This is a genomic window from Streptomyces oceani (assembly GCF_001751245.1).
Taxonomy (GTDB): domain Bacteria; phylum Actinomycetota; class Actinomycetes; order Streptomycetales; family Streptomycetaceae; genus Streptomyces; species Streptomyces oceani.
The window spans coordinates 41165-62368 of sequence record NZ_LJGU01000141.1; the positions used below are offsets into that span (position 1 = coordinate 41165).

General features: G+C 71.3%; 19 protein-coding genes, 1 tRNA gene and 2 pseudogenes. 13 read left to right on the forward strand and 9 right to left on the reverse strand.

From position 1 onward, the window contains the following. A pseudogene (locus tag AN216_RS29385) lies at positions 1-456 on the forward strand (DEAD/DEAH box helicase); the annotation flags it as partial. A gap of 87 nt (positions 457-543) precedes the next feature. Further along, positions 544-616 (forward strand) — tRNA-Lys (locus AN216_RS20495). A 274-nt stretch (positions 617-890) separates the two neighbouring features. Here the strand turns inward: AN216_RS20495 and AN216_RS20500 are convergent. Together AN216_RS20500 and AN216_RS20505 are read right to left on the reverse strand one after the other, a co-directional pair. Next, positions 891-1820 (reverse strand): helix-turn-helix domain-containing protein, encoded by a 930-nt coding sequence (locus tag AN216_RS20500; protein ID WP_070198182.1) that lies wholly within the window; start codon positions 1818-1820, stop codon positions 891-893. Between the two features lie 267 nt (positions 1821-2087). Further along, positions 2088-2591, reverse strand: a complete 504-nt coding sequence (locus tag AN216_RS20505) for a hypothetical protein (protein ID WP_070198183.1) — start codon at positions 2589-2591, stop codon at positions 2088-2090. Positions 2592-3032: 441 nt separating this feature from the next. Here AN216_RS20505 and AN216_RS20510 point away from each other — a divergent pair, with 441 nt between their 5' ends. Further along, a complete protein-coding gene (locus tag AN216_RS20510; protein WP_079166784.1) occupies positions 3033-3803 on the forward strand; it encodes a D-Ala-D-Ala carboxypeptidase family metallohydrolase in 771 nt (256 codons plus the stop codon). A 136-nt stretch (positions 3804-3939) separates the two neighbouring features. On the opposite strand, the gene AN216_RS20515 is transcribed toward AN216_RS20510, so the two are convergent. The 4 genes from AN216_RS20515 to AN216_RS20530 all read right to left on the reverse strand — a co-directional run bounded on the left by AN216_RS20515 (position 3940) and on the right by AN216_RS20530 (position 7604). After that, on the reverse strand, positions 3940-4797 hold the full coding sequence (locus tag AN216_RS20515; RefSeq protein ID WP_070198184.1) for a DMT family transporter: 858 nt from the start codon (positions 4795-4797) through the stop codon (positions 3940-3942). 4 nt (positions 4798-4801) lie between these two features. Continuing rightward, positions 4802-6151 carry a glycosyltransferase gene (locus AN216_RS20520; RefSeq protein WP_244502557.1) on the reverse strand — a complete coding sequence of 450 codons (1350 nt, stop codon included), beginning with the start codon at positions 6149-6151 and terminating at the stop codon, positions 4802-4804. Beyond that, on the reverse strand, positions 6148-6960 hold the full coding sequence (locus AN216_RS20525; protein ID WP_079166785.1) for an SDR family NAD(P)-dependent oxidoreductase: 813 nt from the start codon (positions 6958-6960) through the stop codon (positions 6148-6150). The genes AN216_RS20520 and AN216_RS20525 overlap by 4 nt, the downstream gene beginning before the upstream one ends. A gap of 143 nt (positions 6961-7103) precedes the next feature. Further along, positions 7104-7604, reverse strand: coding sequence for a MarR family winged helix-turn-helix transcriptional regulator (locus AN216_RS20530; RefSeq protein ID WP_070198186.1), 501 nt, complete (start codon positions 7602-7604; stop codon positions 7104-7106). Positions 7605-7724: 120 nt separating this feature from the next. Here AN216_RS20530 and AN216_RS20535 point away from each other — a divergent pair, with 120 nt between their 5' ends. After that, positions 7725-8141: an ester cyclase gene (locus AN216_RS20535; protein ID WP_244502558.1), complete on the forward strand. Its 417-nt coding sequence runs from the start codon at positions 7725-7727 to the stop codon at positions 8139-8141. A 303-nt stretch (positions 8142-8444) separates the two neighbouring features. Here the strand turns inward: AN216_RS20535 and AN216_RS20540 are convergent, their stop codons facing one another. Beyond that, positions 8445-9380, reverse strand: coding sequence for a glycine betaine ABC transporter substrate-binding protein (locus AN216_RS20540; protein WP_070198221.1), 936 nt, complete (start codon positions 9378-9380; stop codon positions 8445-8447). Positions 9381-10033: 653 nt separating this feature from the next. On the opposite strand from AN216_RS20540, the gene mbhE reads away from it, so the two are divergent. Genes mbhE through AN216_RS20570 form a run of 6 tightly spaced genes read left to right on the forward strand, consistent with a single transcriptional unit; the run spans position 10034 to position 16625 of the window. Beyond that, complete coding sequence (mbhE, locus tag AN216_RS20545; protein ID WP_070198187.1) at positions 10034-13072, forward strand: hydrogen gas-evolving membrane-bound hydrogenase subunit E; 3039 nt, start codon at positions 10034-10036, stop codon at positions 13070-13072. Next, positions 13069-13527 carry a Na(+)/H(+) antiporter subunit C gene (locus AN216_RS20550; RefSeq protein WP_070198188.1) on the forward strand — a complete coding sequence of 153 codons (459 nt, stop codon included), beginning with the start codon at positions 13069-13071 and terminating at the stop codon, positions 13525-13527. The genes mbhE and AN216_RS20550 overlap by 4 nt, the downstream gene beginning before the upstream one ends. After that, complete coding sequence (locus AN216_RS20555) at positions 13524-15185, forward strand: Na+/H+ antiporter subunit D (RefSeq protein WP_070198189.1); 1662 nt, start codon at positions 13524-13526, stop codon at positions 15183-15185. Before AN216_RS20550 ends, AN216_RS20555 begins: the two co-directional genes overlap by 4 nt. Continuing rightward, positions 15182-15862 carry a Na+/H+ antiporter subunit E gene (locus AN216_RS20560; protein ID WP_070198190.1) on the forward strand — a complete coding sequence of 227 codons (681 nt, stop codon included), beginning with the start codon at positions 15182-15184 and terminating at the stop codon, positions 15860-15862. Before AN216_RS20555 ends, AN216_RS20560 begins: the two co-directional genes overlap by 4 nt. Further along, positions 15859-16125 carry an MrpF/PhaF family protein gene (locus AN216_RS20565; protein ID WP_070198191.1) on the forward strand — a complete coding sequence of 89 codons (267 nt, stop codon included), beginning with the start codon at positions 15859-15861 and terminating at the stop codon, positions 16123-16125. The genes AN216_RS20560 and AN216_RS20565 overlap by 4 nt, the downstream gene beginning before the upstream one ends. 5 nt (positions 16126-16130) lie before the next feature. After that, entirely contained in the window at positions 16131-16625 is a 495-nt protein-coding gene (locus AN216_RS20570) for a cation:proton antiporter (RefSeq protein WP_079166794.1), read from the forward strand. A gap of 74 nt (positions 16626-16699) precedes the next feature. On the opposite strand, the gene AN216_RS20575 is transcribed toward AN216_RS20570, so the two are convergent. Continuing rightward, positions 16700-17443 carry a DUF305 domain-containing protein gene (locus tag AN216_RS20575; protein ID WP_079166786.1) on the reverse strand — a complete coding sequence of 248 codons (744 nt, stop codon included), beginning with the start codon at positions 17441-17443 and terminating at the stop codon, positions 16700-16702. 87 nt (positions 17444-17530) lie between these two features. After that, positions 17531-18103, reverse strand: a complete 573-nt coding sequence (locus AN216_RS20580) for a DUF6153 family protein (RefSeq protein ID WP_139140967.1) — start codon at positions 18101-18103, stop codon at positions 17531-17533. Positions 18104-18268: 165 nt separating this feature from the next. Between AN216_RS20580 and AN216_RS20585 the strand changes: the two genes are divergently transcribed. The 3 genes and pseudogenes from AN216_RS20585 to AN216_RS29785 all read left to right on the forward strand — a co-directional run. Further along, positions 18269-19153, forward strand: a complete 885-nt coding sequence (locus AN216_RS20585; protein WP_070198194.1) for a hypothetical protein — start codon at positions 18269-18271, stop codon at positions 19151-19153. Between the two features lie 170 nt (positions 19154-19323). Continuing rightward, positions 19324-20760, forward strand: coding sequence for an FAD-binding oxidoreductase (locus AN216_RS20590; RefSeq protein ID WP_079166787.1), 1437 nt, complete (start codon positions 19324-19326; stop codon positions 20758-20760). A 160-nt stretch (positions 20761-20920) separates the two neighbouring features. Further along, a pseudogene (locus AN216_RS29785) lies at positions 20921-21204 on the forward strand (hypothetical protein); the annotation flags it as partial.

Consider the following 21204-nt stretch of genomic DNA (forward strand, 5'->3'; position numbering starts at 1 on the left):
GAGGTGGCCGCCGAGGCGGAGGCGGAGGCCAAGGCCGAGGCGGAAGCCGAGCGCCGGCGCGCCGAGCGGCGCGAGCGGCGGCAGGACGAGCAGCGTCGGGACGACCGCGGCGGCGAGCGGGGTGGCGACCGGCGGGAGGACCGGCAGCCGTACGGGCAGCGGCGTAGTGGTCCCCGTAAGGACGACCGGGGCGGCCCCCGTAGGGACGACCGGGGTGGGGACGACCGCGACCGTCGTACGCACGGCCGGGACCGTCGCGAGGGCGGCGAGCGCGGCTTTCGGCGGGACAACGACCGGGACCGCCGACCGTACGGGCGGGACCGTCGTGAGGGCAACGACCGCCGCCCGCAGGGCCGTCGGGACGACCACCGAGGTGCCGGCTCGTACAACCGAGGCAACGGCGGCCGGTCCTTCGATCGGCGTGCCGACAAGCCGCGCTGGAAGCGCAACGGCTGACCGTCACTGAACCCGCGTCAGAAGCGCACACGCCCTTACGCGAATGCCTTCGAGACGCTTCCCGCGGGCGGGCTATGCTGCGGGGGCGGGCCGTTAGCTCAATTGGCAGAGCAGCGGACTTTTAATCCGTTGGTTGTGGGTTCGAGTCCCACACGGCCTACCGGTCCGAGGGTTGTTCGCAACGCTCTGACCTGCGTGTTCGGCGGTCTGACTGGGGTTTCCCGGTCGGGCCGCCGCCTTTTTCGACGTCTGGCGAGCTGCTGGCGTGCCCGGAGCGCGAACCGGTACGCGCGTTGGCGGGGTGCGCGAGGTACGAGACCGGCCAACGGTGCGGAGGTCAGTGAAGCCCGCGAGTTCGCGGAAACTGAATGCTCTCCAGCATGAACCCGCGGGCGCTTTGCCCCGATTGTCAGGACTGGTCCCGTGGTTCGCGTTCAACCCGCAGGGTCGACCTCGGTGTGATCCGCGGCGCGCAGGGCCCGTGCCAGCCACTCCAGTTCCTCGGTCGCGTCGGGCGAGGAATCCTGCCCGCGCACGCGGGCGACAAGCCTGCGGTAGCGCTCCGCCTCCGCCTCGATTCCTGCCTTCAGGCTGCCCAGCACGGCGGCCCGATCGGCGCCGTCGAACAGCTCGGACAGCATTTCGGCCGCCTCCGGTCCCTCGGGGGTGACCCCGCGTTCTCTTACCTCCGCGACGGTCTGCACGACGTGCCTGGCCCACCAGATGGACGCCCCGGGAGGACGGCCCTGCCCCGGTGCGGGCGTGTTGAGCTCCATCCATGTGCGCAATCGGGCGCGAAAGCCGGGATCCCGCACCAGTTCGGCCAGTTCGATCCAGGCGTCGACCTGCTCAGGGGTCGGGTCGTCGGGCAATTCGATGCTGAAGGTGTGTAGGCGGTCGCGCAGATCCGCGTCGACGTCGAGGCCGTCGAACACCTCCTTCTTGAACTCGTCGATGATCTGCTTGCGTTCGGCGGCGGAAAGCCGCGCCAACCGATTCATCAGTGCTGTCTCCTCAGCGGTGGAACCGCGTGTCGCCACGGTGGACAGGACGGCCCGGCTCACCTTGAGCGAGCGGATCCGCGCGTCGAGCGCGGCCACGTGCGCATTGGCGACCTCGGCGACCGTGGTCCGGCCGCTCAGCACCTGGCACACGTCGTCGAGCCCGAGGCCCAGCTCCCGCAGGGTGCGGACCAGCTCGACGCGGGCCACGGACTCGGCGTCGTACAGCCGGTAGCCGCTCGCGGAGCGGGCCACGGGCGGCACCGCTCCCTCGTCCGACCAGAAGCGCAGGGTACGCACCGGAAGTCCGGTGCGGTGCGCGAGCTGGCCGATCGTGAGCACGTCGGGGCGTTCATCCTTCATGGGCGAGATCCTGGACTCTCCAGCCGCTGGAGACTCAAGCGGCTCAGTGCGACGTCCGGTGAGTCTTCCAGAGCTCTGCTGAGTTCCCTCAACAGCGCGAGCGCCGACAGCGTGCGCCTCCCCGCCTTCGATCAGGTCGCCAGGTGATCAGATCGGACGAGGAGGAGTCGCCAGGCGGACAGGACGCAGTCGGCGCGGCGACTGATGGTGGTGTTTCAGGGGCCGGGGCGCGGCCTGCCTGAGTTCCGTGCCCTTGGGAAGCCGGGGCTACAAGCCCATCCACGCCAGGAGACCGCCAAGAGCGGTCAAGCCCGCCCCGACAGCCATCGCGTAGAAGCCGAAGATCCTCACCGGGCTCGACTCACTTCCGGTCTCGTAACCGTTCTCGCGGCTGATCTTGTCCACCAGCCGCTTCACCTCCCGCTCGTCAGCGGTGCTCAGGCCCAGAGGGGTGAGAGACCGCGTCAGGTCGGTGATCCGGTCGACTTCGGACGGGTCGAACTCGCCTGAGGGCGGCTCCTCCGAAGCGGCAGGCCCTCCCCAGTAGGGGGAGCACCACAGCTGCTCTCCGCTCTCGCGGCTGATCACGACGGACTCCGCATCCCGGGAGTCCTCGGAGCAGGGGGCGCCGCTCGCGGAGAACTCCACTCGGTAGGGCGACGGGGGAGGCTCAAGCACCTTGTTACCGATCACGGCGGCCACCAAGCCACCGAGGAGAAGTAGGACCCCCAAGCAGAGGGCACCCAGCCCCCATTCCCACATCCCAGCCACGAACCTTCTCCATACGTCGCGCACCCACCTCACGCCTTCCCAAAGCGGATCTGACGGCCCCTCCCACAGCGGCGGGCCGATACGCACGCCTCAAGTCCAGCGCCCAGCGGGTTGTTCACCAAGTGTCCCGGGGTCGGTGAACAACCCCCTTTCGTTCCTTGGTGGTCCCCACGCCGCGGCCCATGGCGGGGTCCCGGCGGGAGAGTCGCGCGTGCACGGATGCGGTGGGCCGCCCGTCAGTTGGATGACGCGCCCTCGCGGGAGGTTCGAGGCGCTCGTACGGGTTCCGAGGGGAGCGCGGAGGGAGCAGGAGCGACTTTTCGCGGGTGTTTCGGGCGTTCGCTCAGAAGAGGGACGTGGAAGCGTGGCATCGGCATCAATCATTGACGTGAACCTGCCTTGGCGGCATCGTGCGATGGGCCTTTACTAGGAGGACCCCCCATGCGCAGACGTTCAATCAAGATCACCATCGGTCTCGCGGCAGCCGCGTCGACCGCCGTCGCCGGCACCACCATGGCCCAGGCGAGCACCGACGACACGGCCGGTGCGGCGGTGAACACCAGCCAGGCTGACGGCTGTTTCACCTGGGACAAGGAGCTGGCCGAGGGAGCCAAGGGCGACGCGGTGACCGAGCTGCAGATCCGGCTCGGCGGCTACCCGGCTTCCGGCGAAGTGCTCGCCCCGGACGGCAGTTTCGGTCCGCTCACCACCGCGGCGGTGAAGCGCTTCCAGAAGGCGTACGGACTCTCGGAGACCGGCAAGGCCGACGAGGCGACGTACAACAAGATCTACGAACTGCAGGATGACGACTGCAGCCCGGCGAACTTCGACTTCGCCGAACTGAACAAGTGCAACTCCGACTGGAGCGGCGGCATGGTTTCCGCGGCGACGGCCAAGGAGAGCGCCAAGCGCACCATGTGGAAGCTGCAGGCGCTGCGCCACGCGATGGGCGACGAGTCCATCCGCATCACGAGCGGCTTCCGGTCCAAGTCGTGCAACGCGGACGTGGGCGGCTCGCCCAACAGCCGTCACATGTACGGCTACGCGGCGGACATGGGCAAGACCCCGCACAGCCTGTGCGACATCGCGAAGGCCGCCCGCAACCACGGGTTCAACACCATCCTCGGCCCCGGGTACCCGGACCACGATGACCACATCCACGTGGACCACAAGGACAGCAAGACCTGGGAAGCGCCGGACTGCGGCATCTGACGCGCGCGAGTGCCGCCGGGGCCGCGCCCCGGCGGCACTCCGCCGACTCCTCCATCCGTACGGACCGGCCCGCGAGCGCGGGGAGTCGTGGACGGTGTGCCTCAGCCCGCCGTGCCCCTCAGCTCCGCCGTGCCCCTCAGCCCTGTCGTGCCCTGGCCAGCAGTGGCGAGGTGTCCAGCAGCACGATGCCGGCCACGAGCACCGCCGTACCCGCCACGGTCAGCGGCCCGGCGACCCAGCCGCCGCGGACCGTCTCCCCGAAGAGCAGTACCCCGACCGTGATGGCGACCGCCGGCTCGACCGCGTCGAAGACCGGCATGCTGGCGGCGAGCGGTCCCGCCTGGAAGGCGCTCTGGATCAGCAGTAGCCCGCCGATGCTCACCGCCACCATCAGGTACGTCTGCCACGCGGTCAGGAACTGTACGGCCGACTCGCCCAGTTGCTCGATCGCCGCGTCCAGCAGCACCGACTGTAGGCCCATCACCAGGCCGCCGGCGACCGCGATGAGCGAGGCCCGCGGCGCCCCGGAGAACCGGCGGCTGCCGAGCAACACCGCTCCGGCCAGGGCGGCGACCGAGCCCAGGGTGAGCAGCCACTGGGTGACGCTCGCCACCGGGCTGCCCGGGTCCGGGCTCGCCGCCCCCAGCGCGGTCGCAAGTCCGCCGGTGACCGCGACGATCCCGAGCCATTCCCTACCGCGCAGTCTGGTCCGGTAGAGCCGGGCGGACAGCGGGATCGCGAAGATCAGCTCGCTGACGATCAGCGGCTGTACGAGCGTCAGCGGCCCGTGTGCCAGCGCCAGCGCCTGGCAGACGTACGCCAGTAGGGCGAGCGCGATACCGGCGAGCCACACCGGCTGGGTGCACAGGTGGAGCAGCAGCCGGAGGGAGAGCGACTCATACTCAGGCCGGGCCGAGGCCGCGCGTTGCTGCAGCACGCCGGCCAACGCGAAGCAGGCGCCGGCGGCGAGCGCGGCGACGACGGCGATCAGCACCTGGTCACTCGCCGTCTGCCGGGTGCCGCCGGGCGCCGGAGGGCTGGGTCGCCGGCACGGTCCAGCGCGGCAGTACGTCCTCCGTCAGCACCCGTGTCCAGTCGCGCAACCCGTGTCGCGCGCCCAGCCTGGCCTGTTCGGACATCCGTGCGCGCAACCGCGGCCGGTCCACCAGCCGTTCCAGGGCCGCCGTCCACCCGCCCACGGTGCCGTCGGTCACCAGCAGGCCGTCCGGCGGTACGTGCCCCAGTCCGTACGGCGGCCCGCGCCCCGGCCCGTCCGACGCCACGTCTGCCGGCTCGGGCTCCGACCGGTCACTGACCGGCCGGCTCAGCCACCGGCCCGTACGGGCACCCGCCGGCAGTACCACCGGTAGGCCGCTGGCGAGGGCCTCTCCGACGACGTTCCCGATGGTCTCGCTGCGGGACGGGAAGGCGAGCAGGTCGCAGGCCGCGTAGGAACGCGCCAACTCGTGCTGCGGGAGTACCCCCAGCAGGACGGAGCCGTCCGGCAGCAGTTCCCGCACGTGTGGCGTGTCCGGCCCGTCGCCGGCGACCACCAGCCGCACGGCCCGACCCCGCGCACGCAGCCGTCGTACCGCCTCGGCGACGAGCAGCGGCCGCTTCGAGGCGTCGGCGCGCCCGGCGAACAGCACCAGGGTTTCCCCCTCCGGAATGCCGTGCCGGCGCAGGAACTCCGGGCGGGCGGTCGGGTCGGGATGGAACCGCTCCGGACTGACCCCTCTGCCCAGCAACGACAGCCGCTCCGGGCCGACGACGCTGGCGAGTTCGGCACGCTGTTCGGGCTCCGCGACCAGGGTGTGGTCGCACAGCCGCAGGAAGCGGTCCCGTCGCCGGCTCAGCAGCGTACGGGTCAGCCGCGCCGCACGCGGGTCCGTACCGTGCAGCAGGGCGGCGGCCAGCGCCGGCACGTCGGTGTGCACGGAGGCGACCATCCGCGGCCGGTACCGCATCCGGGCGGCGGTCGCGGTGAAGGCGAAGAGGTGCGTCAGGTGCCACACGGTGTGCCCGCGCAGCAGCCTGGCCAGGTCGACCCGGTACGGCGCGAGGTCCGTGACGTCCACCCCGGCGGCTATCGGGAGTCGTCCGGTGGCCAGCAGCGGCGGCAGCGCGACGAAGCGTACGGCGGGGGAGAGCGGCTGTACGGTGTAGCGGGCGCCGAGCACGTAGACGGTCAGGTCCACGCCCAACTCGCCCGGATCCAGCCCGGCGGCGGCCTCGGCCAACCGCTCCCAGCACTTGACCTGACCACCGGCCCGCGGAGTACGCAGCAGCTCCATGAGCACCGCGACCGAGGGACGACGCTCCGGCTCCGGGGTCCGCGGCCCGGTCACGGTCTGTCTCCCACACCTCCGAGCAGGGCGTGCGGCCGGCTCTGCCGGGCCACGAGCCGGTGCAGCAGAGTCGGGCTACAGGCCGCGATGGCGTCTACCAGGCGGTAGTGCCGGGGCACGCAGGTCTGCAGACGGGGGCGGTCCAGCAGCCCCACGACGGTACGGGCGACCAACTCGGGCTGGATCATGCGGCGTTCCGTCCGGACGCGCAGCCTCGGCAGGTCCCCGCGCTCGAAGAACGGGGTGTCCACGAGGCCGGGATGGACGACGCTGAACCGCACCCCGCTGTGCGAGTACTCGGTGGCCAGGGACTCCGTGAAGGTGCTGAGCGCCGCCTTCGCCGCGGCGTAGCCGGTGTGGCCCCAGGGGCCCATCTTGCTGGACATGGAGCAGATGTTGATGACGTGACCGCGTCCCCGGGCCCGCATACTCGGGAGCACGGCGCGGATCGCGGCGACGGGGCCGAAGTAGTGCACCCGCATCAGCGTGTGCAGCTCGTCGGCGGCGGTGTCCAGGAAGGAGCCGTACATGCCGTGTCCAGCGCAGTTCACCAGCACGTCGGCGGGGCCGGTGCGTGCGGTGGCCTCGGCGAGGACGGAGTCGACCGTGTCCTCGCCGTGCGAGAGGTCCAGCGGCAGCGGCACGCTCGGCGCGTACGGGGCGAGTTCCCGGGCGAGCGCCTCCAGCCGGTCCCGCTGGCGGGCGACCAGCACGGTGGCCAACCCGCGTCGTGCCAGCGCCCGCGCCGTCTCCTGACCGATTCCGCTCGAACTGCCGGTGACGATCGCCACCCCTCGCGTTGCTGCCATCGGGTCAGGACAGCACGGGGTGGGACGGCACCCGGAACATTCGTCCGAACCGGGGCGCGTTCGCCGTACGGAGGTGTTGGTACGGGGAGCACGGCACCGGGCGGCCGGGTGCCGGCCGAGGAGGTGGGGCGGCGGCCGTACGGTCAACTGGTCGCCGGGCGGGTGTCTCCGGGGGCCTCGTCCACCAGCGTGCGCAGCCGGCCCAGGACGAACTCGAGGTGTTCGCGGAGCGCGCTGGCCCGCCCCTCCGGCGCCCCGTCGAACAGCTGGTGGGCGAGGTCGGCGCGCATCTGCCGCAGGCGCCGGGTGAACGCCTCCCCGCTAGTGGTGAGGACGACGAGGGTGGAGCGCCGGTCCCGTGGGTTGGCCTCCCGCCGGACGTGTCCCGAGGCGGCGAGCCCGTCGACGAGCCCGGTGACCGTACGCGCGGTGACGTCGAGTCGGTGCGCCAGGGCGTTCGGCGGCAGCGCCCCGTCGGCGGCGGACAGTTCCCACAGCAGGTGCAGTCGCGCGGGTGTCATGCCCTCCCGGGTGGCGAACTCCGCGGTGTCCTCGGTGATGAGCGTGCTGACGGCGAGTAGCAGGTCGAGCACCTGGGCGGGCGCGTCGTCGCTGGGAGGGGTGTTGGGAGCCGTGGGAGCCATGGAGTAGAGCCTACTTTACTGAGGCAGCCTCATAATGTGTTAACTTCAGTATTGGCTCGGGGCGCAGCGAGCGGCCCGGGCGGTGACAACGTCAGCGAGTAGGCCCGGAGGTGGCCGGCAGTGCCAACCACAGAACTTTCCGCCGTCGACAACGTGCGGCTGATGCGTACGACCTTTGACGCCTTCAACGCGGGCGACCTGGCGGCCTGTACGTCGCGCATGGCCTCGGAGTTCGTCATCAACCTCGCGGGCGCGCCGACCCGCTACGGACAGGACGTCTGGCAGCAGGGCGTGGACATCATGCGGCAGGGCTTCCCCGACATGCAGGCGCACATCGAGGACGTGTTCGGGTCCGGTGACCGCGTCGCCATGCGGCTCACCTTCCGTGGCACGCATACGGGCGAGTTCCAGGGGATCCCCGCGACGGGCAGGGAAGTGAGCTACACCAGCAACGAGATCTACCGCGTCGAGGACGGGGTGATCGCCGAGGAGTGGATCTGCTCCGACATGGCCGGACTCATGGCTCAGTTGCGCTGACCGCCGGGGCAGCCAGGGCCGCCGGGGCAGCCAGGGTCGCCGTCCGGCCCGGGTCCGGGTCCGCGTCCGGCACGGGGGTACGCGACGCGGGCCGGGCGGCGTCGTGGCCGCTCGGGGCGGCGCCGCTGACCTCATGCGGATCGACCCGCTGGACTGGCGCAAGCGGCTGGTGGGCTGACGCCGGCCGCCGGCGGTACGACGGGACCCGAGGGGGTGGGGCCATGGCGGTCGTCGGCATGAGCGGGTGCTCGGCTCCCGGGACAGCTGCGCTGTGCCGCTGCGACGCCGTGTCGTAACGGCGCGTCAGACGCCCATGAACCAGGTCCGCCAGACCGCTTCGGAGTCCTTGACCCACTCCCGGGCGGCCTCGCGCGGCGGGGTGCCGCCGGCGATCTCACCGGCCACCTGGTTCTGGTCCTCCTCGCTCCAGTTCATGTTCTTCAGGAGCTGGGCGGGCTTCTCCCGTTCCTCGGCGAAGTCGGCGTTGAAGTACTTGCGCAGCTCCGACTCGGGATAGCCGCAGGACGCGTTGTGCTCGTTGCTGGCGCAGCCCGAGGAGTACATCGGCAGGTTGACCTGCACCAGCTTGATCTCGGTGCTGATCCAGTGCGGTCGCCACCAGTACGTCAGGAAGGGCTCACGCTTCTTCGCCCGCTTCCGCATCTCCTCGATCTGTGCCTTCTCGCTGCCCGCGTAGACCGTTTCGTAGTTGAGGTCGAGGCTCCTGATGATGTCGTCGTCCCGGGTCACGAACTTCGGTGACCCCTCCAACAGGCGCCCCTTCTTCCCGGTCTCCGCCGTACGGAAGAGGTGCGCGTAGCGATTCAGATTCTTCCAGTTGATGATGTCCGGGTGTTTGTTCGCGAGGTATTCCGGGACGTACCAGCCGATGTGACCCTCGAATCCCATGTCCCCGGCCGACACCACGGTCTTCTTCTCGTTGACGTACTTCTTCTCCAGGTCCGGGTGGCCCCAGTCCTCGAGAATCGCGTCCGCCTTTCCCTTGTGCAGGGCTTTCCAGGCGTCCTCGGAGTCCAGCTTGACCACCTTGACGTCGTAGTCGAGTTCCTTCTCCAGGATCTCGGCGGCGACGGCTACGTTCGCCTGGCCGTTGCTCCAGGTCGGGTTCACCAGGGTGATCGGGGAGCGATCGTCCTGTTGCTGCGCCTCGCCGCAGGCGGTGAGGGCGAGCAGCGGGAGTACGGCCAGCAGCGATCTGGTCCTACCGGTGCGGGGCATCAGTTTCGTCTCCCGATTGGTACGGTTCTTCGTCCGGTGGCCGAGCGTGTGGCGAGGGACCGAGAGAGCGCTTTCCATTCCGGCGCGTCGGCTCGGTAATGCGACGGGCCATCAGAAAACCCGGGCGAAACGGTGTGGTTTTCCGCGGTTTGGTCCATTTGATTACCATGCTCCTTCGCGCTGTCCGGAGTTCGCGCCCGGGCCCAGGGCTTTCCCATTTCGAGGAACCCTAGGGTCACCCCCGCTAGTGAATCCTCTACACGTGCGGGCGAAATTCCGCGTATGCCGGGCGCCCTGTGCTCGCCCCGCCCACACGCCTGACGCTGATGCCTTCGGGCAAGCCCGCGGTGCGCACGGGACGATCCCGCGGTGCGTACGGGATGAGGCATGCGCCTCGTGCATACGTACGACGCTGCTCGGGAACAGCGTCCACCATTGGCACGAACGGGTAAGACCCGGGCCTCCAGCGGGTGACCGGGACGACCGCCCCCGCGTGCCGACCCGTACAGCCGCCGGGACATGGATACAACCGGATACGCATACCACCGTCCGTACCGATCATCCACGCCGACCGTTCCGCACCGACCCGTCCCCCCGCCGCTCGCTGACGCACAGCCAGACCTCGTCCGCGCGCCGGTGCGCAGGAGTGATGTGTGCTCGTACTGATCGCCGCCCACGCCGTGCTGTCCGCCGTACTGCCCTCGGTCGGGCGCCGGTACGGCCGTGCCGCGTGGTGGGTGGCCACCTGCGTGCCGCTGGCGACACTGGTCTGGTCACTGACGCAGATCCCGGGCGTGCTCGGCGGCGACACCCCGGACCAGCACTTCTCCTGGGCCCCCGTCCTGCACCTGGAGGTGCGCTTCCGACTGGACGGCCTGGCGCTGCTGATGACCTCGATCGTCAGCCTCGTCGGCACGCTCGTGCTGGTCTACAGCCACCGTTACAGCAGCGGCGGGCACGGCCGGGAGTCCGCTCTGCTGGTCGCCTTCGCCGGCGCCATGATCGGGCTGGTCACCGCGGACAACCTGCTTCTGCTGTACGTCTTCTGGGAGCTGACCACCATCGTCTCCTTCCTGCTCATCGCGGGAGTGGGACGTACCACCGCGCACCGCCGCGCCGCCGAACAGGCGCTGGTCACCACCGCGGCCGGCGGGCTGGCCATGCTGCTCGGCTTCGTCATGCTGGGCGAGAGCGCCGGGACGTACCGGGTGTCGGCACTGGTCGCCGACCCACCGCGCGGCGGCGAGGTGACGGCCGCGGTGGTGCTGGTGCTGATCGGCGCGTTCGCGAAGTCGGCGCAGATGCCGCTGCACGCCTGGCTGCCCGCGGCCATGGTGGCGCCCACCCCGGTCAGCGCCTTCCTGCACGCGGCGGCGATGGTCAAGGCCGGGGTGTATCTCGTCGGACGGTTCGCACCCGGCTTCGCCGGACTGCCCACCTGGCAGACGCTCGTGCTCAGCGTCGGCCTCCTCTCGCTGGTCGCGGGCGCCTGGCAGGCGCTGCGCGAACACGACCTGAAGCGGGTCCTGGCGTACGGCACCATCAGCGAACTCGGTCTGCTCATCATGCTGTTCGGGCACGGCGGGCACACCTCGGCGCTGGCCGGCGAGACGATGCTGCTGGCGCACGCCCTGTTCAAGTCCGGGCTGTTCCTCACCACCGGCGCCGTGGACCGGATCACCGGCACCCGCGACATGCGCAAGCTGAACGGCCTCGGGAAGCGTCAACCCTGGCTGATGTGGATGGCGGTGCTGGCCGCCGCCTCCATGGCGGGCGCGCCCCCGCTGATCGGCTTCCTCGGCCACGAGGCGGCGTTCGAGGCGTTCCTGCACCCCGAGCCGATCGTCGGTGACCCGGACGCGCCCGCCGCCGGCTACCAGGGCTGGGTGCTCGCCGGGCTGTTCGTCGGCGCGGTGCTGACGGTGGCGTACAGCGCCCGCTACCTCTGGGGCGCCTTCGCCGACCGACCCGGCGTGCCGCCCGTACACATCCGCCGGCGGGAGCCCCGGCTGCTGGCCCCGGTCTCCGTGCTGGCGGTGCTGGGCGTGCTCCTCGGCGTGGCGTATCCGGTCATCGACGAACTGGCGGGACCGTACGCGGACCGGTTGCCCAGCGGCCCGAAGCCGTACCATGTCGCGCTGTGGCACGGCTTCACTCCGGTCCTCGGCCTGTCCGTGCTGGCGCTGCTGCTCGGGCTGGCCTTCTTCCGAGCGAACCGGGTGATACGCCGTCAGCGTCGCCGGCTGCCGCTGCTGCCGGGGGCGTACGAGGCGTACTGGAGCGTGCTCGACGGCCTGAACGCCTTCGCCGTGCAGCTGACCCGACGCACCCAGGTCGGCTCCCTGCCGGTGTATCTGACGGTGATACTGAGCACGGTGCTGCTGCTGCCCGGCAGCGCGCTGCTGTTCGGCGCCGTGTCCGGGGACGTGCCGATGCGCCGGCCGGCGCTGTGGGAGTCGCCGATCCAGGCGACGCTCGGCGTCGTGGTGCTCGCCGCCGCAGGCGCGCTGGTGGCGGCCCGACACCGGCTGACCGGGGTGCTGTTGGCCGGCGCCGTCGGATACGGCGTGGCCGGGCTCTTCCTCCTGCACGGGGCGCCGGACCTGGCGCTGGCGCAGTTCCTCGTGGAGTCGCTGACGCTGATCATCATCGTGCTCGTCCTGCGTGGCCTGCCCGCCGACCTCGGGACCAGACACACCCTCCCGCGAACCCGGCTGCTGCGGGCCACCCTGGCGCTGGCGCTCGGGACCTTCTTCGGGTTGTTCGCCCTGGTGGTGAGCAGTGCCCGTACGGACCCGACGATCGCTCGGGCGATGATCGAGCGGGTGACGGAGACCGGCTCGTACAACGTCGTGAACGCCATCCTCGTCGACTACCGCGCCATGGACACCTTCGGCGAGATCGCCGTGCTGCTGGTGGCCGCGCTCGGCTCGGCGACGCTGCTCGGGCAGCACCGGCTGGCGGACAGCGACCAGCCGTGGCGCCCGCCGATCGAACTGCCTGAGCATCGCAAGTCCCTGCTGTTGGACGCGGTGGTGCGGCTGCTCTTCCCGTGCGTCCTGGTGCTGTCGGTGTACCTGCTGTTCTCCGGGCACTGGCGGCCGGGCGGCGGCTTCGCCGGCGGCCTGGTCGCCGCGCTGGCGTTCGCGCTGCGCTACCTCACCGGCGGTTGGGGCGACCCGCGCTTCTCCGGCCCGCTGGACCCACGAATCGTGGCCGGTGGCGGCCTCGCCCTGGCGGGCGCGGCCGGACTCGGCCCGGTGGTGGACGGCTCCGAGCCACTGACGTCCACGCTGGTGCAGTTCGACGTGGCGGTACTCGGCAAGGTCAAGCTCGCCACCAGCCTGTTCTTCGACATCGGCGTCTATCTCGTGGTCGCCGGCGTCGGCATGCTGCTCATCTCCGCCGCCGGGCCGGCCCGCGAGCCGGTGGGCGTACAGGAACCGGAGGGGGCGAGCGGACCGACCGGCACCGGGCAGCTGGTCGGCAGCGAGGAGCCGCACGCGTCCGCGGAGCCGCGCGAGTCCCCGGGACCGCACGCGTCCGCGGAGGCGTACGGGCACGAACCGGGCAGGTCGTACGGGAACGGTTCCGAGCACCGACCCGAGCGGGGACGGGAGCAGGCACACGAGCGGGGACAGGAGCCACCGCCGGCGGAGCCCGGCCCATCCACGGGAGGAGCGGACCAGTGAACCCACCCGACGTGGCAGCGGCCGTCGTGGTCGGCGGCCTGTTCGCGGCCGGCTGCTACCTCCTGCTCCAACGCACCCTGATGCGGCTGCTGTTCGGCTTCCTGCTGCTGGGACACGCGACGAACCTGCTGCTGCTCATCGCCGCCGGCTCGCCCGGCGCGCCGCCGATCATCGGCGCCGCCCGGATCGGTGACGAACCGTCCGCCGACCCGCTGCCGCAGGCCATGGCCCTCACCGCGATCGTGATCACCTTCGCGCTCACCATCTTCCTGTTGTCCCTCGTCTACCGCAGCCGCCAACTGCACGGCAACGACGAGGTGCGAGACGACGCCGAGGACCGCCGGCTGGCCGAGAACCAACAGCGGGAAGCCTCCGCCGCGGCGGCCGACCCGCACCGTACGAACGGTTCCGGCCAGGCCCGTACGGCGGCGGACGAGGGAGGGAACACCCTGTGAAGGCGCTCCTGTTGTTCGCGCCGGTGGCGCTTCCGTTGATCGCCGCCGGGCTGTCCGTGGCGTTCTGGCGGCGCTCCGCGGTGCAGCGCGTGGTCGGCTTCACGGTGCTGACGCTCGTACTCGCCGACGCCTTCGCGCTGCTCTACCTCGCCGACCGGGACGGGCCGGTCGCCGTCGGCATGGGCGGCTGGTCCGCGCCGGTCGGCGTCGCCCTGGTCGCGGACCGTACGGCGGCGCTGCTGCTCGGAATGGCGCTGACGGTCTGCCTGGGCATCCTGGTGTTCTCGGTCGGCCAGGGCAGCGCCGAGTCGCAGGAGGCCAAGCCCGCCTTCCACCCGACCTACCTGGTGCTCGTCGGCGGGGTCGCGCTGGCGTTCCTGACCGGCGACCTGTTCAACCTGTTCGTCGCCTTCGAGGTGATGCTCGCCGCCTCGTACGTGCTGATCAGCCTCGGCACCGACGCTTCCAGGGTGCACGCCGGCATGACGTACACCCTGGCCAGTCTGCTCTCCTCGCTGCTGTTCCTCACCACCCTCGCGCTGGTCTACGGCGCCACGGGCACCGTCAACCTGGCGCATCTGAGCGTACGGATCCAGGAGCTGCCGGACGGCGTACGCAGCGGGCTGGATCTGCTGCTGCTGATCGTCTTCGGCATCAAGGCCGCCATGGTCCCGCTGCACTTCTGGCTGCCGGACAGCTATCCGACCGCGCCCGCGCCGATCACCGCCGTACTCGCCGCGCTCCTCACCAAGGTCGGGCTGTACGCCATGGTGCGCACCCAGACCCTGGTCTTCGCCCGGGACGACACCTGGGTCCCGCTGATGTGCCTGGCCACCGCGACCATGCTGCTGGGGCTGCTCGGCGCCATCGTGCAGAAGGACCTGAACCGGATGCTGTCCTTCATCCTCGTCGGGCACATCGGCTACATGCTGTTCGGGCTCGCGCTGTTCACGGCGGACGGGATCGGCGGCACGCTGTTGTACGCCGTGCACCACATCGCCGTACAGGCCGCGCTGTTCCTGATCGCCGGACTGGTCGCCGGCTGGAGCGGGACGGCCGCGCTACAGCGGCTGACCACCGCGCCGCCGCCGCCCACCCTGCTCGCGGTGCTGTTCCTGGTCACCGCGATGAGCCTGGCGGGACTGCCGCCGTTCTCCGGCTTCATCGGCAAGGTCGCGCTGATCGAGGCCGGGGTCGCGGGCGGCGGCGCGCTGGCGCTGGGCGTACTGGGAGCGCTGCTGGTCTCCAGCCTGCTCACCGTGTACGCCATGGCCCGGGTCTGGCGGGCCGTCTTCGCCCAGGGCCCGGAACGGCCGCCCCGGGTGGCCCGGCGGGACCGCCGCAACCGCGCCATGCTGGCCGCGACGGCGGGCATCGTGCTGGTCGGGGTCGGCCTGGCGGTGGCGGCGGGGCCGCTGAGCAGGGTGACCGAACGGGCCGGCGCGGAGCTGAAGGAACGGACGGCCTACCAACGGGCGGTTCTGCCCCCGGAGTTCCGGCCCGCGACGACCGCCGGTGCCGGGGAGGCCCGACAGACGGGGACGGGCTGGCGGACGGGGACGGACCGGGCCGAGGGGGCGGCGGCTGACCCGCCAGTGCAAGGGAATCGGGCTGACAGAGGGACTGACCGAGGGACTGACCGAGGGGGTGGCCGATGACGGACACGTCTCCGGGACCAGCACGCGACTGGATCGTGCTGATCTGCGGACTCTGGGCGCTGTGGGTCCTCTTGTGGGGCTCGCTGAGCCCGGTGGTGCTGGTCAGCGGGGTGCTGGTGGCGGCCGTGACCACCCTGGTGTGCCCGGTGCCCTCGGCCCGGCTGGTGACGCTCCGGGTCGGCTGGGCCCTGGCGCTCGTCGTCCGTACGGTCATCCAACTGCTACGGGCGAGCGCCTCGGTGTCCTGGGCCGCGCTGCGGTACGGCTCGTACACCCACTCCGCGGTCGTCGCCGTGCCACTGCGGCACGACGCCGACCGACTGGTGCGCGGCGCGGTGCAGCTCACCGGGCTCTCACCGGGGTCCATGGTGCTGGAGATCGACCGCGAGCACAGCACGCTCTACGTCCACTCGCTGCCCGTCCGGGACAAGGCCGAGCTGGAACAGCACCGGAGGCAGATCCTGGCCTCCGAGGACAGCATCCTGCGCGCCTTCGGCGGGACGGAGTACGTCGCGACGGGCCGGCGGGTACCGGGCGACGGCCCCGCGGGCGGCCGTACGAGAGGGGGCGCTCGTACGGACGCTCGTACGGACGCGGGCGCTCGTACGGACAGCGAGGCCGGGGACGGCGGCGACACGGGAGACGGTACCGACACCGGAGGGACTGACCGCCGATGAACATCGTCGTGATGATCGCGCTGGCGCTGCTCTGCGTCGCCGCGCTGCTGCTCGTCGTCCGGCTGGTGCGCGGACCCCGGGTGCTCGACCGCATCATCGCGGTGGACGGTCTGGTGACCCAGATCGTGGCGGGCGCCACGGCGGCCGTCGCGATCTACGGTTACACCTCCGTGCTCCCCGTGCTGCTCGTCCTGGCGCTGCTCGGCTTCAGCGGGTCGGTCGCCGCCGGACGGCTGGTGGAGGAACGGGAGGACATGCGTTGAGCCTGGTGGTGGACGTCGTCACGGCGGTGTTGGTGTTGTCCGGATCGCTGTTCTGCCTCTCGGCGGCGATCGGCGTGCTGCGGTTCTCCGACGCCCTCTCCCGGCTACAGGCCCTGGCGAAGGCGCAGGCGGTGGGGCTGGTGCTGGTGCTGATCGGGGCGGCCGTACGGGTGCCCGCCCCGTACGCCGGACTGCTGGTGCTGATCGCGCTCTTCCAGCTGCTCACCGCGCCCGTGACCGGGCAGATCCTGGGCCGTATCGGCTACCGCACCGGCGCCGTGGACCACGAGCGGCTCTACTGCGATGAACTCGCAGCTCACCTGGAGGGCGCGCACGGCGGCGAGCGTATCGAGGACTCGCCGGAGCCGGAGCCGGAGCCGGAGTCGGAGGCGGAACCGCCGGAGGCCCAGGGGCCGCGGGAGCCGGCGGACCAGGACGGCCCGGGCGACCCCGGCTCCGGCTCCGGCCGTGGGTGGGACGGCCCGGCCAAGGCGCCCTGAGACCCGGTCCGCCGCACGGAGGGCTCCGTACGGCGGACCGCACCAGCCGACCTTCGGGCCGGCTGGTGCTCGGGTCAGTGACCGAGCATCCCGTGCATCTCCTTGATCTCGCTCTCCTGCGCGTCGATGATCTGCTTCGCGAGCTTCTTGGCCTTGCCGCTCGCGCCCTCCTCACGCTCGGTCTCGGCCATCGACACGGCGCCCTCGTGGTGCTCGATCATCATCGTCATGAACTTCTTGTCGAAGTCCTTGCCGGAGGAGTTCCGCAACTCCCTCAGCTGCTTCTCGGTCAGCATGCCGGGCATGCCGGACTCGCCGCCCTCGTCACCGCCACCGTGACCGCCGTGGCCGCCACCGTCACCGCCGTCGCCGCCGTGGTCCATACCGGCGCCCTTCGGCGGGACCTTCTCGCCCCAGCCCTTCAGCCAGTCCGACATCTTGTTGATCTCCGGACCCTGGGCCTTCTTGATCTTCTTCGCCAGATCCTTGACCTCCTGCGAACCGGCCTTGTCCGGAGCCATCTCGGACATCTCCACGGCCTGCCGGTGGTGCTTGATCATCTCGCTGGCGAAGGTCACGTCGGCCTTGTTGTGCTTCTCCGCGGACTCCGCACTCCTGGCGGACTTGTCGTCCTCGGGGTCGCCAGCCTTGTCCTCGTCGGAGCCGCAACCGGCGAGCACCAGCGTGCCGGTGAGGGCCACCGCGCCGAGGGTGAGCCCGTTGACCGTACGCCGGCGGCGCGTTGGACGGACCGACCGACGCCCGTCCGTGGTGTTGCCGTCCTGGGTGCGCTTGACGTGCTTGATGTGCTTGAGCATGACGAATGAACTCCTGTTGCCGCGATGAGTCGGAACATCTCGGGCACCCGGCAGTCGCGCCGTATCCGGCACGGCGGGCGGGCGCCGCTATATCCGCAGCAGTTGGAGTTCCGGGAGGGTGGGTGGTGCCCGCTCGCCGATCGGGGCCGTGGTCGGGCCCACACCGGAGGGGGACTCGTCGTCGGCCGCGTCGACGGAGCACACGGACGGGGCCAGCGCCGGCAGCACCGGCGGGCCCGGCACCGCCGAGGCCGAGCACATCTCGGCCGCCAGCCCGCCGTGCGGTGCAGAGGGTTCCGGGGAAGCGGGGTGACAGCCGAGCTGCCCGGGCGCCCCGGACAAAGAACCCTGGCCGTGCCCGGCCACCGTCTCCGTGGTGTCCGGCAGCCCAACCGGGCCCGGCGCGTGGTGTGCGTCGTGCTGTTCCGGCACGACGCCCGGCGCGCTGGCCGCATGCGGCGTGGTGGAGACCATGCCCGCGGAGTGCGGGGCGGTGTCCGCCGCGCCGGCCGTACGCGGCGCGGCGGAGGTCGAGCCGGGCGGGCTGGCGGACACCTGCCCGTGCATCGCCACCAGGCCGGTCAGCAGAGTGAGCACCAGCACGCCCAGGGTCCCCAGCGGCATCTGCCGTGGGGGGTCGAGGCGGGCCGTCCGACGCATGGTGGCCATCGTAACGAACGCTCGCGCGCGCTCCTCTCGCATGCTTCGAGCCACGGCGGTGCGACAAGGACAGGGACGTCACCACTTCGATGCGTCGGCCATTCGTTCGAGTGAGAAGTCCCGGCTGGTGATCTATTCGGCGCCATGTGCCCGTATGTTCAGCGTGTGGTCACTTCATCGCACGAGGTGATGCATCGGATCTTTCAGGAGGATCCCGGTGTATTCACGCGCACTTTCCGGACTCTCGGCCTCACCTTCGACGAGCCCCACGACGTATCCCTGCTGCCCACCGACCTGACCGAGATCCGTCCGCTGGAGCGTCGCGTCGACACACTGCTCCGGTTCGACGGGGAGCAGGGCGGCAGTTTCCTCCTGGCGGTCGAGGCACAGGGCCGTAAGGACTCGGAGAAGTCCGCGAGCTGGGCCTACTACGCGGCCCATCTCTACGCCAAGTACCGTCTGCCGCCCGTCCTGCTCGTCGTGTGCCAGGACGAACGCACCGCGAGTTGGGCGCGAGCGCCGATCCACATCGGGCCGCCGCAGTGGACCTCGCTCACCCTGCGCCCGCTTGTCCTGGGTCCTGACAACGTGCCCGTCGTCACCGATCCGGCCATGGCGGCGGAGGATGTGCCACTCGCCACCTTCTCGGCGATCACGCACGGCAAGGGTCCGTATGCCGCTGCCATACTGGAGGCACTGGCCTCCGCTCTGAAGACGCTCGACGAGGACACCGCGAGCGTCTTCACCGAACTCACCGAACTCGGCCTGGGCGACGCCCCGGCAGCAGATGTCTGGAGGGACCTGATGGCGATTCCCCTTTCCTTCTTCCGGTCGGAGACGTCGCGGCGCCTGCGTGCGGAAGGGCGTGCGGAAGGGCGTGCGGAGGGCGAGGCGCGGTTGATCCTGCGTCTGCTGGAGCAGCGTGGCGTGGTGGTCACGGACGAGGCGCGGGAGCGTATCTCGGGTTGTGCTGACCTGGAGGTCCTGGAGAGGTGGTTCTCGCGTGCGGTGACGGCTGATTCGGTCGAGGAGCTGTTCGTGGCGGATTGAGCCTCCGGCCGCCGCGTGTCGTTTCGTACGGGGACGTGCGGACGTGTGTCCCGCCGCGCTGGTCAGTGCTTGAGCCGGGAACGGGGGTGCACGGGATACCTGACGGCACCTGTCACATTTGCGTCCGAGGCTGCTGAACACGAGAAACGGCAGAGCGGACGGAGCACGACATGAGCGGCAACCCCCAGACGACCGGCGGTACCACACCGGAGGGAGCGGATCGTCCGGATGACACCGGCGATCCGCACGCGCTGGCCCGGTGGGTGCGCGGGCCGGTCCACACGGCCGACGCTCCGGGAGAGGCCGCCGGGGCATCGGAGGAGCCCCGGGTGAGCCCGTACGCCGCGGAGTTGGCCGGCTATCAGCTCGGTCTGACACTCCGTCCGGACGTCGTCGTCGGCGCGCTGGACGCGGCGGACGTACGGGCGGCGGTGCGGTACGCGGCGGCGCGCTCGCTGCCCGTACGGGTGCAGGCGACCGGACACGGCACCCCCGGGCCGTGCGGCGGCGGGGTGCTGGTGAGCACCCGGCGGATGAACGACGTACACGTCGATCCGGAGGCGCGCACCGCCCGAGTGGGCGCCGGCGCGCGCTGGGAGCAGCTCATCGAGGCGGCCACCCCGCACGGCCTGGCCCCGCTGAACGGCAGCGCCCCGCACAGCGGCGTCATCGGCTACACCCTGGGTGGCGGCGTCGGACTGTTGGCCCGGACCTTCGGCTACACGGCCGATCACGTGCGCTCCCTCGACGTGGTTACCGCCGATGGTGAGTCGCGACACGTCACCGCGGCGGACGAGCCGGACCTGTTCTGGGCCCTGCGGGGCGGCCGGGACGGCCTCGGGGTGGTGACCGGGATGGAGATCGACCTGGTGCCGGTGGCCCGGATCTACGGCGGTTCGCTGATGTTCGACGCGGGGCGCGCGAAGGAGGTGTTGACGGTGTACCGCGACTGGACCGCCGGGCTCACCGAGCGGTTGACCTCGTCCGTGATGGCGATCGTCCTCCCGGACGTGCCCGCGCTGCCGGAGCCGCTGCGTGGGCGGCACGTGCTGGGCGTGCGGATCGCCTTCACCGGCTCGGCGGCGGAGGGCGAGCGGCTCGTCGCGCCGCTGCGGGAGTTGGGCCCGCTGACGGACCAGCTCGCGGACATGCCGTACGAGCGGAGCCCCGCCATCCACAGCGACCCGACCGAACCGCACGCGTACACCGGGAGCAACGTGCTGCTGCGGGAGCTGGACGTGCCGTCCGTGCTGGAGTACGTCGAGCGGGGCGGGCCGGCGGCGGAGTTCTTCACCGTCGTCCAATTGCAACACCTCGGCGGCGCCCTGGCCCGGCCGCCGCGCGGCGGGAACGCCGTGGGGCATCGCGACGCGGCGTACGCGCTGAGCGTGCTGTCCGTGGCGGAGGAGGAGCGGGAGGGCGAGGCCCGTGCCTTCCACCGGGAGTTGGAGGGGCCCCTGGCGCGCTGGACGGTGGGGCGGTTCGTCAACTTCCAGTTCGGTGTCACGGAGGAGAGTGAGCGGCGTGACCGGCATGAGCCGGCAATCCGGCGGCGGCTGGCGGACGTCCGCGCGGCGTACGACCCGGACGGTCGCTTTCCGAGCTGAGGTGTCGCCCGCGCGGGTCACACCCGGGTCGGGGCCAGGAAAGGTCCGGACCCGGGTCCGGGCCACGTCCGAACGGGCACGTCCTGGGGCCCCGTCGGCGGTTCGCATCCGACTGGGCCGCCTGGGTGACCCGCGGGCGGACTCGCTCGTTAGTCAGTCCATGGCAGTAACGTTGAAGCACTGGGCGACCGTTGGGGCGCCGGCAGAAACGGTTCCGCGTCCCGCCGCGGACTCTCCTCGCACACCCATCTACGAGGCGCTGCTGCGCGAGTGGTCGCGCGACGGGCGTACGGTTCCGGGCGAGGAGAGCGGCCCCTCGCCCTCGCCGTGGCCCGCATTGCGCGAACGGTACGACACCGCGTTCCCGTACGCCGCGCGTACGGTGCGAGGCGCGGGCGGTCCGCCGGGCGCCGGCGCCAGCACCGCGTCGGCCGCCCCGGCGTC

Excerpts from the sequence above, each read along its gene's own strand:
- AN216_RS20500 (WP_070198182.1), bottom strand. The coding sequence starts at position 1,820 with ATGAAGGATGAACGCCCCGACGTGCTCACGATCGGCCAGCTCGCGCAC.
- AN216_RS20510 (WP_079166784.1), top strand. The coding sequence starts at position 3,033 with ATGCGCAGACGTTCAATCAAGATCACCATCGGTCTCGCGGCAGCCGCG.
- AN216_RS20525 (WP_079166785.1), bottom strand. The coding sequence starts at position 6,960 with ATGGCAGCAACGCGAGGGGTGGCGATCGTCACCGGCAGTTCGAGCGGA.
- AN216_RS20530 (WP_070198186.1), bottom strand. The coding sequence starts at position 7,604 with ATGGCTCCCACGGCTCCCAACACCCCTCCCAGCGACGACGCGCCCGCC.
- AN216_RS20540 (WP_070198221.1), bottom strand. The coding sequence starts at position 9,380 with ATGCCCCGCACCGGTAGGACCAGATCGCTGCTGGCCGTACTCCCGCTG.
- AN216_RS20560 (WP_070198190.1), top strand. The coding sequence starts at position 15,182 with ATGACGGACACGTCTCCGGGACCAGCACGCGACTGGATCGTGCTGATC.
- AN216_RS20565 (WP_070198191.1), top strand. The coding sequence starts at position 15,859 with ATGAACATCGTCGTGATGATCGCGCTGGCGCTGCTCTGCGTCGCCGCG.
- AN216_RS20575 (WP_079166786.1), bottom strand. The coding sequence starts at position 17,443 with ATGCTCAAGCACATCAAGCACGTCAAGCGCACCCAGGACGGCAACACC.
- AN216_RS20580 (WP_139140967.1), bottom strand. The coding sequence starts at position 18,103 with ATGCGTCGGACGGCCCGCCTCGACCCCCCACGGCAGATGCCGCTGGGG.
- AN216_RS20590 (WP_079166787.1), top strand. The coding sequence starts at position 19,324 with ATGAGCGGCAACCCCCAGACGACCGGCGGTACCACACCGGAGGGAGCG.